Source organism: Brevibacillus sp. WF146, assembly GCF_001673705.2.
In the GTDB taxonomy this organism is placed as follows: Bacteria; Bacillota; Bacilli; order Brevibacillales; family Brevibacillaceae; genus Brevibacillus; species Brevibacillus thermoruber.
Genome location: NZ_CP109943.1, coordinates 1,066,831 through 1,082,036 on the forward strand (window position 1 = coordinate 1,066,831; position 15,206 = coordinate 1,082,036).

The 15,206-nt window shown below is 59.2% G+C and carries 19 protein-coding genes; 13 read left to right on the forward strand and 6 right to left on the reverse strand.

The features are described from left to right. Window positions 1–13 precede the first annotated feature (13 nt). Together A6764_RS05190 and A6764_RS05195 are read left to right on the forward strand one after the other, a co-directional pair. A complete protein-coding gene (locus tag A6764_RS05190; RefSeq protein WP_065067168.1) occupies window positions 14–700 on the forward strand; it encodes a response regulator transcription factor in 687 nt (228 codons plus the stop codon). Next, window positions 693–1,964: a sensor histidine kinase gene (locus A6764_RS05195; RefSeq protein ID WP_065067167.1), complete on the forward strand. Its 1,272-nt coding sequence runs from the start codon at window positions 693–695 to the stop codon at window positions 1,962–1,964. Before A6764_RS05190 ends, A6764_RS05195 begins: the two co-directional genes overlap by 8 nt. A 293-nt stretch (window positions 1,965–2,257) precedes the next feature. Here the strand turns inward: A6764_RS05195 and A6764_RS05200 are convergent, their stop codons facing one another. Then, window positions 2,258–2,491, reverse strand: coding sequence for a sulfurtransferase TusA family protein (locus A6764_RS05200; RefSeq protein WP_029098434.1), 234 nt, complete (start codon window positions 2,489–2,491; stop codon window positions 2,258–2,260). 24 nt (window positions 2,492–2,515) lie between these two features. Continuing rightward, on the reverse strand, window positions 2,516–3,592 hold the full coding sequence (locus tag A6764_RS05205) for a YeeE/YedE family protein (RefSeq protein ID WP_065067166.1): 1,077 nt from the start codon (window positions 3,590–3,592) through the stop codon (window positions 2,516–2,518). A gap of 284 nt (window positions 3,593–3,876) precedes the next feature. On the opposite strand from A6764_RS05205, the gene A6764_RS05210 reads away from it, so the two are divergent. The 6 genes from A6764_RS05210 to A6764_RS05235 all read left to right on the forward strand — a co-directional run bounded on the left by A6764_RS05210 (window position 3,877) and on the right by A6764_RS05235 (window position 8,486). Further along, the gene (locus A6764_RS05210; protein WP_065067165.1) at window positions 3,877–4,257 is read left to right on the forward strand and encodes a CidA/LrgA family protein; all 381 of its coding nucleotides are present in this window, start codon (window positions 3,877–3,879) and stop codon (window positions 4,255–4,257) included. Beyond that, on the forward strand, window positions 4,244–4,933 hold the full coding sequence (locus A6764_RS05215; RefSeq protein ID WP_065067164.1) for an LrgB family protein: 690 nt from the start codon (window positions 4,244–4,246) through the stop codon (window positions 4,931–4,933). Before A6764_RS05210 ends, A6764_RS05215 begins: the two co-directional genes overlap by 14 nt. A 27-nt stretch (window positions 4,934–4,960) precedes the next feature. After that, the gene (locus A6764_RS05220; RefSeq protein ID WP_065067163.1) at window positions 4,961–5,215 is read left to right on the forward strand and encodes an HPr family phosphocarrier protein; all 255 of its coding nucleotides are present in this window, start codon (window positions 4,961–4,963) and stop codon (window positions 5,213–5,215) included. Between the two features lie 203 nt (window positions 5,216–5,418). Further along, complete coding sequence (locus A6764_RS05225; protein WP_065067162.1) at window positions 5,419–5,877, forward strand: tripartite tricarboxylate transporter TctB family protein; 459 nt, start codon at window positions 5,419–5,421, stop codon at window positions 5,875–5,877. 15 nt (window positions 5,878–5,892) lie between these two features. Next, window positions 5,893–7,410 (forward strand): tripartite tricarboxylate transporter permease, encoded by a 1,518-nt coding sequence (locus tag A6764_RS05230; protein WP_065067161.1) that lies wholly within the window; start codon window positions 5,893–5,895, stop codon window positions 7,408–7,410. A 35-nt stretch (window positions 7,411–7,445) separates the two neighbouring features. Continuing rightward, entirely contained in the window at window positions 7,446–8,486 is a 1,041-nt protein-coding gene (locus A6764_RS05235; RefSeq protein ID WP_264622436.1) for a tripartite tricarboxylate transporter substrate binding protein, read from the forward strand. A gap of 70 nt (window positions 8,487–8,556) precedes the next feature. Here A6764_RS05235 and A6764_RS05240 read toward each other — a convergent pair whose 3' ends face one another. Further along, a complete protein-coding gene (locus A6764_RS05240) occupies window positions 8,557–8,733 on the reverse strand; it encodes a GNAT family N-acetyltransferase (protein ID WP_255309684.1) in 177 nt (58 codons plus the stop codon). A gap of 169 nt (window positions 8,734–8,902) precedes the next feature. Here A6764_RS05240 and A6764_RS05245 point away from each other — a divergent pair, with 169 nt between their 5' ends. Genes A6764_RS05245 through A6764_RS05260 form a run of 4 tightly spaced genes read left to right on the forward strand, consistent with a single transcriptional unit; the run spans window position 8,903 to window position 12,701 of the window. Further along, window positions 8,903–9,925: a sulfonate ABC transporter substrate-binding protein gene (locus tag A6764_RS05245; protein ID WP_255309681.1), complete on the forward strand. Its 1,023-nt coding sequence runs from the start codon at window positions 8,903–8,905 to the stop codon at window positions 9,923–9,925. 17 nt (window positions 9,926–9,942) lie between these two features. Continuing rightward, complete coding sequence (ssuD, locus tag A6764_RS05250) at window positions 9,943–11,094, forward strand: FMNH2-dependent alkanesulfonate monooxygenase (protein ID WP_065067156.1); 1,152 nt, start codon at window positions 9,943–9,945, stop codon at window positions 11,092–11,094. 30 nt (window positions 11,095–11,124) lie between these two features. Next, a complete protein-coding gene (gene ssuC, locus A6764_RS05255; protein ID WP_044897413.1) occupies window positions 11,125–11,907 on the forward strand; it encodes an aliphatic sulfonate ABC transporter permease SsuC in 783 nt (260 codons plus the stop codon). 20 nt (window positions 11,908–11,927) lie between these two features. Next, window positions 11,928–12,701 carry an ATP-binding cassette domain-containing protein gene (locus A6764_RS05260; RefSeq protein ID WP_065067155.1) on the forward strand — a complete coding sequence of 258 codons (774 nt, stop codon included), beginning with the start codon at window positions 11,928–11,930 and terminating at the stop codon, window positions 12,699–12,701. A 253-nt stretch (window positions 12,702–12,954) separates the two neighbouring features. Here A6764_RS05260 and A6764_RS05265 read toward each other — a convergent pair whose 3' ends face one another. The 3 genes from A6764_RS05265 to A6764_RS05275 form a co-directional block, all read right to left on the reverse strand. Further along, complete coding sequence (locus A6764_RS05265) at window positions 12,955–13,068, reverse strand: putative holin-like toxin (RefSeq protein WP_176703274.1); 114 nt, start codon at window positions 13,066–13,068, stop codon at window positions 12,955–12,957. Window positions 13,069–13,324: 256 nt separating this feature from the next. Further along, window positions 13,325–13,681 (reverse strand): L,D-transpeptidase, encoded by a 357-nt coding sequence (locus A6764_RS05270; RefSeq protein ID WP_065067159.1) that lies wholly within the window; start codon window positions 13,679–13,681, stop codon window positions 13,325–13,327. 150 nt (window positions 13,682–13,831) lie between these two features. Next, the gene (locus A6764_RS05275) at window positions 13,832–14,431 is read right to left on the reverse strand and encodes a hypothetical protein (protein WP_065067154.1); all 600 of its coding nucleotides are present in this window, start codon (window positions 14,429–14,431) and stop codon (window positions 13,832–13,834) included. A 161-nt stretch (window positions 14,432–14,592) separates the two neighbouring features. Between A6764_RS05275 and A6764_RS05280 the strand changes: the two genes are divergently transcribed. After that, window positions 14,593–15,078, forward strand: a complete 486-nt coding sequence (locus A6764_RS05280; protein WP_065067153.1) for a glutathione peroxidase — start codon at window positions 14,593–14,595, stop codon at window positions 15,076–15,078. Window positions 15,079–15,206 lie beyond the last annotated feature (128 nt).

Here is a 15,206-nt window from a genome sequence, read left to right on the forward strand (position 1 = left end):
AAGAGGGATGGGTATGCGAATTCTCGCAGTAGAGGATGAGCGTCATTTGCTTCAGGCGATTTCCGCCGTGTTCACGGAAGAAGGGTACCAGGTTGACTGTGCCGACAGGGGGGATGAAGGCCTGCTGCTGGCGGAACGAGGCATTTACGACCTGCTGGTGCTGGATATCATGATGCCCGGATTGGACGGCTTGTCGATCGTCAGAAAGCTGCGGTCAAAAGGTAATCTGACGCCGGTTTTGTTCCTGACCGCCAAAGACAGCGTGGAAGCCCGGGTCGAAGGATTGGACGCCGGAGCCGACGACTACCTGGTCAAACCGTTCGCGGTGGAAGAACTGCTGGCGCGAACGAGAGCGCTGCTGCGGCGAAACGGCAAGTTTGCCAAGGAAGGCGAACTGAGCTACGGCCCGATTTGTCTGAAGGAGTACGAGCACGACGGGTATGTGGGGCCCCATCCGCTGCGGTTAACCAGCAAGGAGTACGATCTGCTCAAGTATTTTCTCTACAACCGGGAACAGATTTTGTCCCGCGACCAGATTTTCGACCGGGTCTGGGGGATCGAATCCGAGGTCAACTACGGCATTGTGGACCTGTATGTCCATTACCTGCGCAAAAAGCTGGCCGATCACGGGTGCGACCACTATATCCGCACGATTCGAAACGTCGGCTACATCCTGAAGGGGAACAAGGATCATGTTTAGAAAGACGCGGATCCGCCTGGTCACGCTGAACGTGATCGTGTTCGTCCTGCTGCTGAACGGCCTGGGAAGCGCGCTGTACGTCTCCATGCAGTATCGGCTGTATGCCCAGGTGGATGCAGAATTGCGGCAGATCGGAAAACGCCTCTTGTTCGATCCGTTCCCGTTTTTTCGGCCCGAGAAAAAGCGGATGCTCGACGTGGACAGGCGGATGGTCTTCCTGCTCTGGGACGATCGGGGAGAGCTCATTCGCAAGGAATACGGCGACTCCATCGACGCGGAAGAACTGCTCACATTCCGGCCGAGAGGAGGGGCGGACGGCATCGAAACCTTGACGGTGGACGGGCAGACCTATCGCGTCTACACCTTGTCCATCGACAAGCGGGTGTTCGCGGACGGTCGGGTGTGGAAAGTGAAACAGATCCAGATGGTGGTCAACCTGGAACCGGAAGAAAAAATGCTGAACACCCTCCTGTACGTGTTGGGGATCGGCGGTGTGGTCAGCATCGTGATCGCTGTCTTTGCGGGACTGTTCCTCGCGAAAAGGGCGCTGATTCCCATTCAACTGTCCTGGGAGAAGCAGCAGCGATTCATCGCGGACGCCTCCCACGAGCTGCGCACGCCGCTGTCGGTCATTCTCCTTCACCTCGAACGGCTGTTCCGCAATCCCGACCATACGATCGAGCAGGAAAGCGAAAACATTTGGGTGAGCATTCAGGAGACGAAGCGGTTAAACAAGCTGGTCTCCGATTTGCTGACCCTGGCCCGCTCCGATTCCAACGAGCTGCAGATTATGAAGCGGCGCGTTCGGCTGGATGAGCTGGCGGGGAAAGCGGTGCAGTCCTTTCAGCAGCTTGCGGAGATGAAGGAGATTGACGTGCAGGCGGACATCGAGCAGCCGCTGGAAATCTGGGGAGATGAGGAGCGGCTGTACCAACTGCTGGTGATTCTCCTGGACAACGCCTTGAAATACACGAAAGAAAAAGGGACGATCAAGGTCACGTGCAGACGGGACAGCCATTGGGTCACGATGGTCGTGGCCGATACCGGCATCGGCATTTCCAAGGAGGACCTGCCCTTCATCTTCGACCGGTTTTACCGCGGGGACAAAATGCGTTCCCGGGAGATGGAAGGAACCGGCTTGGGCCTGTCCATCGCGAAGTGGATTGTGGATGCCCACGGCGGCCGGATTCGCGTGGAAAGCGAGGAGGGCGTTGGGTCCAGCTTTACCGTCACGCTGCCCGCCCGGGGCAAGGACGCGGGCTGATTCCGCTTCATGGCGGTCCCGGGGGAGCGAACCAAGAAAAAACGGCTGCCGAAACCGGTCAGCCGTTTACCATTAATGAGGGGCGACGGTTACGGGACGCGGTGTCATTTCGCTCTCGATCCCAGGCTGTTGCTCCTGATGCTGCGGGGGTAACGTCTGTTTCTGGGGGATTGATGGCACGTGTACAGGTCCTCCTTCTCATGTCATTTTCCTTAGTTTGGTAATCGGTGGAAAAAGTATGCGTTGGCGGGGCGGTCCGAGAATCGAGGGAGGAAAGAAGAGGGGCGGCAGGTTCACCCTGCCGCCCCTTTGCGAATGGTAATTTGCCATTGGGCATCGCCCGTCTGTTCAAAGGAAACCACCTGATGCCCATGCTTGACTGCCCACCGGGGCAGGCTTTCCGTCGCCTGCGTGCAGTCGAAATCAATAACCAGCTCTTGTCCCGGCGACAACTCCCGCATCGCTTGTTCCGCTTCCACCAGCGGGAAGGGACAAACCATGCCGATGACCTGCAGGTGTTTTTTCATCCGGATTCTTCCTTTCAGCGTTGGTTACATGGACAGGGGTGCGGTTTGGCCGGGGGCAGCCCCCGCGGTTTCTTTTCGTCGTCCCCGCATTATGACGACGTAGGTCGCGGACCAGGTGCCCGCGATGATGAACAAGGTGGCGACCCACCCCTGCCAGGTGAACAGCGAGGTGTTGACCAGGCCGTTGCCGATCGTGCAGCCGCCGGCGATGCTGGCGCCGAATCCCATCAGCAGACCGCCGACGAAATTGTGGCGAATCGTCTTGACATCAGGCAGGCGCCAGCGGAATTCGCCGCTCCCTTTGGCCGCGATGTAAGAACCCAGCGCGATGCCGAGTACGAGAAAGACCGCCCAGTCCAGGTAGGTGGCGTCCCCGGTCGTGATGTAGCGCAGCAGATTGCCGCTGGGCGTCGTGATGCCCAGGCCAAACATCCGTCCGGTCGCCTCGCTCATGGGCCAAGCCGCGATCGCGATGACCCCGACGAGCAGCGCGGTGACAAACGGGTGCCAGCGCTTTTCAAACAACAGGTGGGCAAGCCCCGATTTTCGCGGCTTCAGCGTCGGTACGACCAGCGCAGGCTGGCGCAAATGCCGCCACACGATCAGGGAGACCAGAGCGGCAAACAGGAGAATCAGCACCCAGGGGGAGATCCCCAGGGTCGTATGGATGAAGGCATCGCCGCCCTTGTGCCGGGTCAGGGCATCGTGGGCCGGTTTCAGGACGCCCGATTTCGTCGCCACGGTTCCCAGCATGTACGCGAACAGCGCGATCCAGCTACCCAGCAGCCCTTCGCCCGCGCGGTACCAGGTGCCTGTCGCGCACCCGCCGGCGAGCACGATCCCCCAGCCGAAAACAAATCCGCCGACAATGGCGCCGAGCCAGGTGAACGGGACGTCGGCCAGTTGAATCAGCCCGAGACCGGCAAGGGCGTAAACGCCGATGCTTTGCACGGCAATGGCGATCAAGACGGCGATGAACATGCGGTTGTCTTTCACCAGAATGACATCGCGATAGGCGCTGACCACACAAAATCGTCCCCGCTGCAGGACAAATCCGAGAACGATTCCGCAGAGCAGCCCCAAGCCTATTTTTGCAAACATGTCCATCCTCTCCAAAGGTGCAAGATAAATTTTTTTACATTATAAGACCGATAAATCCGATGTGTCAACTTACCATTAAAAGGTCCGGATGAATGTTTTGTCACATTCATGTAATAAAAGATAACAGAAAAGAATGTATGATCGTGAGTGTCTGGAGATATTTGGGGATAAACGGAGAGAATGCGTGCAAAATCGAGATGTAACCGCTTAGTTTGTGTTAGATAAACTGACATTGTTGTTGAGTTTCTCCGGCTGTTTTCTTTATAGTGAGATACAACACCGGAATGATGGGGGGATGGAGTCTGAAACTGCTGCTTGAAGTCCTGGTCCTCTGCATGCTGTACGGGATTGGCGTCCTCGTCACCGATTTCTTCGCTCTTCCCGTGCCTCCGGTGCTGACGGGAATGGTGCTGTTTTTTCTCCTGCTTGTGACCGGCGTCCTGAAACCGGCGCACTTCGAACATTCCAGCGGCTTGTTTTATCGCCACATGGCGCTGTTTCTGGTTCCGTCGATCGTCGGCGTCATGAAGTACTGGGGCATCTTGAGACAGCAGGGGTGGGCGTTGTTTTTGATCATTGTCGTCAGTACGATTTTCGTTCTGATCACGACGGCATGGGTCGCCATGCTGTGCAAACAGGGAGGGAAGCAAAATGACGGCGGATAGCGGAATGGTGTGGTTGTTGATTCTGACGGTGGGCGCGTATGTCATCGGGTGTCGGGTGAATCAGAAGGTCGGCCGCGTGTGGAGCAGCCCCATTTTGATGAGTCCGCTGCTGATCATCGCGGTCTTGGCGGCTACCCGCACGGACTATGCCGCGTACCAAACGTCTACGCATCTCCTCACCTTTTTGCTGGGGCCGGCCCAGATGGCCATGGTCATCCCGCTCTACAAACATGCCGACGTGTTCCTCCGCCATCTCCGCCCGATCCTGACCGGCGTCTCTGTCGGCTCCTGTGCCGGCGTGGCCTCTGTCATCGGGATCGCCTATCTCTTTCAGCTCAGCCACCCGACCATCGTTTCCCTGGCGCCCAAATCCATTACCACCCCGATGGCGGTTTCCGTTTCTCATCTGCTGGGCGGATTGCCGGAGCTGACCGCCTTGTTTGTCACCATGACCGGGCTGTCGGGGATACTGATCGGCCCTGTGATCCTTCGCTGGGCGGGCATTACCAACAACCTGGTGAAAGGGTTGGCGATGGGAACCGCCGCCTCGATGGTGGGAGCAGCCCGGGCCGCCCAGTGGGGAGAGCCGGAGGGAGCCATGGGCGTGTTGGGGATGACGCTTTCCGCGGTGTTCATGGCTGTCCTGGCGCCGGAGCTGTTGTGGGTGTTGGACTGACTGTTTGGGGGAGAGTGGGGGATGTGTATGAAAAAGCGATTATCGATTACCTTGCGGCGGGCTCTGGAGCCTGAGCGCATGAGAAACATCGTGGCGAAAGCCAATCAGTTCGACAGTTACATCTTGATTGAGCATCAAAATGTGCAGATCAATGCGAAAAGCCGGTTGAGCACGTTTGGTTTTTTTGGGGCGAAACAAGGGGAGACCATCGTGATCAGTGCGGCGGGAGCGGATGCCGAAGAGGCGTTGGAAGATTTGCGCTCGTTTCTGGCTGCCGAATGAGCGTGTCAGCGTGATGCCGCTGGTGGAAACGAATCGGGATGGCAAGAAATCCGGGGGGGGGGGGGACGGCCGCCTCGGATTTTGTTGTGCTCCGGCACACAATGGGCACCTGTGCCATAGGCTGTGGTATGACTTGCGGGCGTCGCTGACACGCGGTGCAGTGACGCGCGGCAAGAAGGGCTTCCGCATGGCGAGGTGATGACGTGAGACTTCCGCACAACGTACCTGACTTCCTGGGGGCCGTTTTGTCCATCGCGGCGGGCGTTTTGGTCAGTCTGGAGGCGTATCGGCTGCGGGCGTATTCCCTGTCCCGATATGTAGGCGATCATACGCTGCCAGCCATTCTGGGGCTTGTGTTTGTGCTGTTGGGGGCGGCCCTGCTGGTTCATTCGTTCCGGGACGAGGAGCGGGCCAAGGCACCGCCGTCGCCGCACCGAACGAGCCTGCTCCTCTGCCTGGCTCTATTGGGGGCGTACTGCCTCTTGATTGACATCGTCGGCTACCTGACGGCGACGCTGATCGTGTCGGCGTTTCTTTTCCGCGTCGTCGGAAGGTACGGATGGGGGACGGCCATCGTGTTGGCCGCCGTCCTGACAGGATGTCTGTACGTGGTTTTCATCATGTGGCTGCAGATTTCGTTTCCAACCGGATTCTTTCTGTGAAAGGGACGCGGTATCATGGACACCTTACACCTTCTGTTGGCAGGCTTCGCACAGGCCATCACGCCGGAAAACCTGCTGATGGCTGCACTCGGCGCACTGGTCGGCACCTTTGTGGGGGTGCTCCCCGGGTTGGGGCCCACGTCGGCCATCTCCATCCTGCTTCCCGTCACCGCCGTGCTGGAACCGACGCAGGGGATCATCATGCTGGCCGGCATCTACTACGGCGCCATGTACGGCGGATCGACCACGGCGATCCTCCTGAACATCCCCGGGGAGATTTCGTCGGTCCCCACGTGTTTGGACGGCTATCCGCTGGCGAAGAAAGGAAAAGGGGGGCCGGCCCTCGGCATATCGGCCATCGCCTCCTTTGCGGCCGGCATCCTGGGCGTTGTCGGATTGGTCTGTTTTGCGCCCATCTTGGCGGACCAGGCGCTGAAGTTTGGTCCTCCCGAATACTTTGCCCTGATGATCCTGGCGCTGACGCTGATGGTCAGCTTGTCGGGCGGTTCCCTGATCAAGGCGTTTTTGATGGGGGCCTTCGGGTATACGCTGTCGCTGGTGGGACTGGGGCCGTCTTCCGGGATGCCCCGGTTTGATTACGGCATCCCCCTGCTGGACGGCGGGTTTGACATGATCAGCATCATCATCGGCCTGTTTGCCATTGCCGAAGTGCTGAAGGGGATCGGGGAAAAGCGGCTCGCCACCGTCATCGGCGCACCGGGAAACGTCTACCCGTCGAAAAGCGATTGGAAAAAGAGCGCCGCGCCCACGATCAGAGGGGGGCTGGTCGGGTTTTTTCTCGGGCTGCTGCCGGGCTGTTCCGCCGCGATCACCTCGTTTCTCGCCTACGATCTGGAGAAAAAGGTGTCGAAGCATCCGGAGCAGTTCGGCAAGGGAGCGATCGAGGGCGTGGCCGCGCCGGAAGCGGCCAACAACGCCACCAGCAGCGCCGGATTCATTCCCCTGTTTTCCCTGGGCATTCCCTCTTCCCCGCCGCTGGCCATCCTGCTGGCCGGGTTCATGATCTACGGCTTGACGCCCGGTCCCGTGCTGTTTGAGCAGCACCCGGCATTTGTCTGGACGGTCATCGCGTCCATGTTCGTCGGCAATGCGATGCTGCTGGTGCTCAATCTGCCGCTGGTCTGGGTGTGGGTCAAACTGACGAAGGTCCCGTACGGCATCATGGCGCCCGTCATCCTGATGTTTTGCACCATCGGGGCTTACAGCGTGCGAAACAGCCTGTTTGACGTGGCGGTGGCCTTCGCGTTCGGCGGGCTGGGCTACCTGTTTCACACCTACCGCTGGCCGGTCGTGCCGCTGGTTCTGTGTTTTATTCTCGGACCGCTGCTGGAGGAGTCGTTCATCCAGACGATGGTCATGTCTTCCGGCGATGTGGCGATCGTGCTGCAGCGCCCCATCTCACTGGTCATCCTGCTGGCGGCGGCCGCCCTGATGCTGGTGTCCCTCGCGCTCAACAGGCGGACGCAAAAGCGGGTGCGGGAAGAGCGGCAGCGCGGCGCGGACGTGGCCTAGCATCATGGAGATCAGCATGTACAGGAGGAGTGTTTTTGAAAGCGTATGTGAAATGGATCGGCGGGATCGTCTCCTGCCTGGCGGCCGCGGCGGTGACGGCCTGCGGAGTGGGCGTCGCCCAACCGGCTGCGGGCTCTGAGACGCAGGCCTCCGCCAGCCAGGCGGCTCCGGCCTATCCCGACAGACAGATCGAGTACGTGGTTCCCTATTCCGCCGGGGGCGGGGTGGATCTGGTGGCCCGGGCCGCGGCGGATTATTTGAGCAAAGAGTGGGGGCAGCCGGTCGTCGTCGTCAACAAACCGGGGGGCGGCGGCACGGTCGGGGCGCAGTACGCCTTGAAACAGGCGAGAAACGACGGCTACACGGCGCTCGCCGTCAACGTTTCCAACACGTCCATGCTGTCGGCGGGGATGAAACAGCCCCTGATCACCAACGCGGACCAGATTTACGCCGCCCGGATCGGAAAAGGAACGCTGGCGTTCGCCGTCAAGGCGGATGCGCCGTGGAAGGACTTCGCCGAGTTCTCGCAATGGGTGAAACAGCACCCGGAACAGTTGACCTGGACCTCCGTCGGACCTGCCGGCTTTTCCGCATTCGGCGTGGCGGAATGGATGGACGCCATCGGGGCCGATTTTTCCAAGACCCGGATGATCGTGACGAAGGGCGCGTCCGACTCGCTGCCGAAGGTGGCGGGAGGACACGCGATCCTCGCCGTCCACACCGTCGGAGAGATCAATCCCATGCTCCAGGCGAAGAAAGTGAAAATCCTCGCGGTGTCCGGCAAGGAGCGAAGCCCGTTTCTGCCCGACGTACCCACCGCGGAAGAGCAGGGAGTAAAGGGGCTGACCGTTTTCTGGTGGACCGGCGTCTCCTTTCCGAAAGGGACGCCCGTCTACGTGATCAACAAGTGGGAAGAAGCCGTGGCGAAAATGGTGAAAGACCCCGCATTTGTGAAAAAGCTGCACGACATGCAGGTGGAGCCGGACTATGCCGACTCGGCCACGTTTACGCAGGATGTGCAGAAGGAAACCGGGTATTACGTCGAGCTGGCCGAAAAGCGCAGCATGCGAAAATGACGATGGAGGAAAAAGCTGCCGTTTCCTAGGAAACGGCGGCTTTGCCTGTGAAGATGCGTGACATGGTGATTCAATCCCCTTGCTGTCGGGCCGGCCTGCGCATCAGTTCTCTTCGTTCAAAACCGTACCGCTCGTAGAGGCCGTGGGCATCCCGGGTACCCAGCGCCATGTTGGTATGGCGGACGGCCGGGTGTTCGAGCAGATACTGCATCAGCCATTTGCCCAGTCCCTTCCCCCGGAAATCAATTCATACTTGACAGGTATGAATTGTTGGATTAATCTTTATCATACATCCCCCACCCGAGTGAAACCAAATAAATCGCCGATCAGTCAACTGAAGGCTCCTGCCTGTTTGCTCTGATGCAAGCATGTGGGGGCTTTTTTTTGATACCCGCATCGGCGAGAGGAGGAAAACCGTGCTGACACACACAGATTCACGGGAAAACCTGCGGGCAGGAACCCGTGCTGCCGCCGTTTTTCTCGCAGGCCTGTTCCTGGTGGCCGCCTTTTTGACAGGCTGCTCCGGGGACAGCGGCGGAAGCGTGGGGCAGGCCGCCAAAAAGGAAGAAACGGTGAAGGTCCTGCGCATTGGCTACCAGAAGGGAGATCCGCTGAACATCGTAAAAGAGCGCGGAACCCTGGAAAAACGATTGAAGGAACTGGGATACGACGTGACCTGGAACGTGTTTCCGGCCGGTCCTCCGCTGCTGGAAGCGCTGAGCTCGGGAAATCTTGACGTGGGCCGAACAGGCGATTCCCCTCCCGTGTTTGCCCAGGCGGCAGGCTCTTCCCTGGTGTACGTGGCTGCGGGCAAGGCAAAGTCCGCCGGCTCGGCGATCCTCGTCAAAAACGACTCCAGCATACGCACGCTGGCCGACTTGAAAGGGAAGAACATCGGCCTGGCGAAGGGCTCCAGCGCTCATTACCTGCTGGTGAAGGCGTTGGAAAAAGCAAACCTGCAGTACGACGACGTGACCCTGTCGTTCTTGTCCCCGGCCGATGCCCGCATCGCGTTTGAGCAGGGGAAGATCGACGCGTGGGTGGTGTGGGACCCCTATTACGCCGACATCGAGAACGCCGGCGGGGTCCGGGTGCTGGTCAACGGCGAAGGTCTGGCGGAGGACCGCGATTTCTACCTCGCCTCCCAACGCTTTGCCGAGGAGCATCACGACATTGTCCAAGTCCTGCTCGAAGAAGTGGAGCACGCGAGCGCGTGGGCAAACGAACATCCCAAGGAAGTGGCCCAACTGCTTGCGCCGCTTTTGAAAATCGACGTGGCCGCGCTGGAGAAGGCGGCGGAACGAAGAGAGTACGGGCTGCAGCCGATCGATGACGCCATCGTGAAAGGGCAGCAGGAAATCGCCGATACGTTTTACGCCCTGAAGCTGATTCCGCAAAACATTTCCGTCCAAGAGGCGATCTATCGACCATCACGGTAAGAGAAAGGGAGAGGACTATGGAAGTCTTGTGGTTTTTGCCGACACACGGGGATGGCCGTTATCTGGGAACATCCGTCGGAGGACGTCCCATCACGTACAACTATTTGCGTCAAATCGCCCAGGCGGTGGATGAACTGGGGTTCAGCGGTGCCTTGCTGCCCACGGGACGGTCATGCGAGGACGCGTGGGTGGTGGCTTCTTCCCTGCTCGCGGCCACCCGGCAGATGAAGTTTCTCGTGGCGGTTCGGCCCGGGATTGTTTCTCCTGCGGCGGCAGCCCGCATGGCGGCCACCTTTGACCGCTTTTCCAACGGCCGTCTGTTAATCAACGTCGTGACGGGCGGCGACCCGGTCGAGCTGGCCGGGGACGGTCTCCACCTGCCCCATGATGACCGCTACGCATTGACGCATGAATTTCTCACCATTTGGCGCTCGCTGGTAAGAGGGGAACAGGTCAATTTTCAAGGCCAGTACCTGCATGTGAAAGAGGGGCGACTGCTGTTTCCCCCGTTCCAAAAACCGTATCCGCCGCTTTACTTTGGTGGTTCGTCCGATGCGGCGATCAAAGTGGCGGCCGAACATGTGGATGTGTATCTCACATGGGGAGAGCCGCCGCAGCAGGTGGCGGAAAAAATCAGGAAGGTGCGCGCGCTGGCGGAAGCGCACGGGCGTACCGTCCGATTTGGCATCCGCCTGCACGTGATCGTCCGGGAAACGGAACGGGAAGCGTGGGACGCCGCCGAGCAGTTGATCAAGCACCTGGATGAGGAGACGATCCGCACGGCGCAGCTAGCGCTCGCCAACTACGACTCCGAAGGCCAAAAGCGGATGATTCGGCTCCACAACGGCAACCGCAGCGATCTGGAGATCAGCCCCAACCTGTGGGCCGGCATCGGTCTGGTCAGAGGCGGGGCGGGGACCGCGCTCGTGGGCGACCCGCAAACCGTCGCCGCCCGCATGCTGGAGTACGCCGAACTCGGCATCGAGACGTTTATCTTTTCCGGCTATCCCCACCTGGAAGAGGCATATCGGGTGGCCGAACTGCTATTCCCGCGTCTGCCCCTGGCGAACCGAACGGAGGCGCCGAACGCCCCCGCCGGTGAAGTCATCGGCAATTACCGCTTTCCCGCGAAAAAAGCCTTGTCCGAGAGCGGGATAGGCAATGGCTGACATCGTCTTTGGATCGGGAGGAGATTCGCCATGCGATTTCCGTTGAAAAGCCGCGGCCTGGCGCACGCCATTCCCTGGAGCATTCCGATTCTGGTCATTCTCGTGTGGCAGGTGCTCGGCGACTGGGGGATCATCTCCACGCGCGTTCTGCCGACACCCGTCCATGTGCTGGAGGCGGCGGTGCAGCTGGTTCAGGACGGGGAACTGTTTGACTATACGGCGGCCAGTGCCAAGCGGGCCTTGATCGGCTTTTTGATCGGCGGCAGCCTCGGCTTTTTCCTGGGGCTGATCAACGGGGTGTTTCCCCCTGCCGAAAAGCTGCTGGACACATCGGTGCAGATGGTTCGCACGATTCCTCATTTGGCCTTGATCCCGCTGGTCATCCTGTGGTTCGGGATCGGAGAGGAAGCGAAACTGTTTCTCGTCGCGCTGGGTGTCTTGTTTCCCATTTACGTCAACACCTTTCACGGTATCCGGACGGTGGATCACGGTCTGATCGAAATGGGCAGGGTATACGGGCTGAGAGGATTCGCGCTGTTCTGGAACATCATTCTTCCGGGGGCGCTTCCCTCCATTCTGGTAGGGGTCCGCTACGCGCTCGGGGTCATGTGGATGTCGCTCATCGTGGCGGAGACGATCGCTTCCGATTCCGGCATCGGCTATATGGCCACCAATGCCCGTGAGTTCATGCAGATGGACGTCGTCGTGCTGAGCATACTCTTGTACGCGCTGTTGGGCAAATTGTCCGACGGCATCGCAAAGGCGATCGAAAGAAGGTGGCTGCAGTGGCATCCGAGCTACAGCAAGCGGTGATCCGGCGTGGGGGTGATGGTATGAATGCGGGCTATGGCATGTCTCTCGATGTGCAGGAGGTGGGCAAAGCCTTTGGCGCCACCCGGGTGCTGCAGCAGGTGCGGCTGGCGATGCAGCCCGGCGAATTTGTCGCCGTCGTCGGGCGGAGCGGATGCGGAAAAAGCACGCTGCTGCGGATGATTGCCGGTCTGGATCAGCCGACGGAAGGGCAGATTTACGTGGATCGCCAGCCCCTCCACGGCATTCACGCAGAGGTTCGCATCATGTTTCAGGACGCGAGGCTGCTCCCCTGGAAGAAGGTCATCGACAACGTGGCGGTCGGGATCAGAGCGGGAGCGAGGCGGACGGCGGAGGAAGCGCTGCGGCTCGTCGGTCTGTCCGAACGCGCCGGTGAGTGGCCCCGCGTCCTGTCGGGCGGACAGCGGCAGCGTGTCGCGCTGGCCCGCGCCTTGGCGGGAGAGCCCCGGCTGCTCCTGCTGGATGAGCCGTTGGGGGCACTGGATGCGCTGACCCGGATCGAGATGCAGCGGCTGATCGAAAAGCTGTGGCTGGAACAGGGATTCTCCGCCATTTTGGTGACGCACGACGTGAGCGAAGCGGTCGCCCTGGCCGACCGCGTGGTTCTCCTGGAAGAGGGAAAAGTGGCGATGGACATCAAGATCAACCTGGCCCGGCCCCGGGTGAAGGACAACGGTTTTGCCCACTATGAGCGGGTGATTCTGGACAGAATCCTGGGCACGCGGGAAGAGGAGCCGTTTATCGCCAAAAAACAAGCGCATTCCTACTCGATCTGATCATGGATCCTGTACGCATGGCCGGAACCGGATGCGAAAAGCCGGCTTTCGCCAGGAAGGCCGGTTTTTTCATTTCAATTTTGACTCATTTGTGATACCATAAATGTGTATGTAGGGTACATTCATTTGCGTAAACTACTAAAGGGCCAAGAGCGTTGCCGCGCTCCGGCCCTGCACAATAGACGTTCCCCACAAGGGGGCGGCTCTACTGCAGAAGAGAGTAGATCACCAAGCTGCCAGGCTCAAGGGTGATCTACTTCTTTTTTTGAGTCAAGGCAACGACGATCGTCACGACAAGACCCAGCAGGCCGACGATGAAGCCGCCAAACTGAATCATGAGGGATAGTGCTTCGTACGTTATTGCCATGGATCTCACCTCCCCCTGTTTCCGACATGGGAGATGAGCCGCGACCACCCTTGAGGAGCCGATTCTATTGTACATGGGAAATTATAACATACTGGTTTAGGGAATCGATACGCCAATCAGGAAAGAGGATGACTTCCTTGCATTTGCTTGCCAAAAAATGCGAAAACACAAGCCATCAGGTGACATCCGGTGGAAAACAGAGAGGCACGGTGTTCCGCTGCTGGAACGCTGTGCCTTTTGTCTGTCCTGCGTGCTGCTACGGGCGAATCCTCACCGGCGTTCCGATGGGCACCCGTTTGGCCAGGTACTCCACGTCCCGGTTGTGCATGCGGATGCAGCCGTGAGAGACGTACTTGCCGATCGAGGCCGGATTGTTGGTGCCGTGTATGCCGTAATGAGGCCTGCTCAGCCCCAGCCAGTAGGTGCCGAACACGCTGAGCGGGCCGCCCGGGTAGGAGTTCGGGTACGGGACTTTGTTGATGATGGTAAAGTCGCCGCGCGGCGTGGATGTGGCGATTTTGCCCAACCCGACGGGAAACGAGCGGACCAGGCGCTGACCGTCGTACAGATCCAGCCGCAGCCTGGAGATGGAAATGCGGATGTGGTACGGGATGATCTTCACCTCCTCGGCCGGTGGTGCTGCGTTGTTTTCATCCTATGCAGCCGCACCGTTCCCGTCCTTTGGGAGGGGAAACAAGGTTTTGCGAGAAAACGCATCCGGCAGGACGGCTGTCGCGCTGTCCGCCTGATGCGTTTTGTCGTGTCAGGTAGAGGTTCCCGTGTAGAGTTGCTGCAGCTCAAGCTGATCGGCAACAGGCCACTGTCCGATGCGCTCGTACGCCTGCTCGCTGATCGGCAGCAGAGTGACCGGCAGGCCGTGCTGTTCCATCATTTCCTTGGCAAACACCGCATCGGAGACGAACCAGCAGCCGATCTGCTTTTGTGTGCCATCCTTGAACGTAAACCGCATATACACTTCTGCCGTATCCGCTTTTTTTCCCGTGAGGCCGACCCCGATTTCGGTCTTTTGGACCTGGTTCCAGGCGTAGAGCGTTTCCCTGCCGAAGAACGGGTTCAGATGGACACCCTCGCGATCCACATACGCATAGGTGTTCATGGTCAGCCAGAGAAAGAGGATCGTCACCCCGCCCAGGATCAGTTTGACACCCTTTTTTACGACAAAGGCGGGCAGAATGAAGAGGCCCGCCAGCCAGGCGAGCAGCAGCGACATGTGGGACATCAGCCACGTCTGTTCCGGGTAGACGAACAGCCATTTCAACACCGCCATGAACACGGGGAGCAGCAAGATGCCCAACAGGGAGAGCGGCAGGCCAATTTGAAGCGATCGTTTCGTCCAGGCCACTGTCTTTTCCCACCTTTTGGTTCGAGTTCCACTGTTTATACGCCGCCGCGTCACGGCGGTTTCAATGACGCGCGGCGCCTTTTAATTTGCAATTCATCATCGACAGCGGTACATGTAATGGTAGGCAATCACATTTTAGATACCGATGGGGAGTGGGCGTCATGAGCGTTTACGATTTTTCGGCCAAAACAAACCGCGGCGAGCTGAAGCCGCTGGCCGATTACAGGGGAAAGGTGCTGTTGATCGTCAACACGGCCAGCCGGTGCGGGTTTACCCCGCAGTACCAGGGGCTGCAGAAGCTGTATGATGAGTTTCACGCATCGGGGTTTGAAGTGCTGGCGTTTCCCTGCAATCAGTTTCACAATCAGGAGCCCGGCTCGGACGAAGAGATCCGGGACTTTTGCCAGGTGAACTACGGGGTGACGTTTCCGCTGTTTGCAAAAGTGGACGTAAAGGGGCCGAACGCCCATCCGCTGTTCGTCTACCTGACGAAGCAGGCTCCGGGATTGCTGACGGACGGAATCAAATGGAACTTCACCAAGTTTTTGATCGACCGAAACGGCAGCGTGGTCAGGCGCTACGCCCCCGTGACCAGGCCGGAACGCATCGCGGCGGATATCAAGCGGCTGCTCCAAGAGGAGGCGTGATCGGGCTGCTCGGGTAGAACCGCCATGTGCGGCGCTGCTGACACGTGTGCTCGTCACGTAGATAAACAGGAACCTTCGGCGTCTACCCAACGCCGTTTTTTCATTTCAAGAGATACTTTGTCAGATTT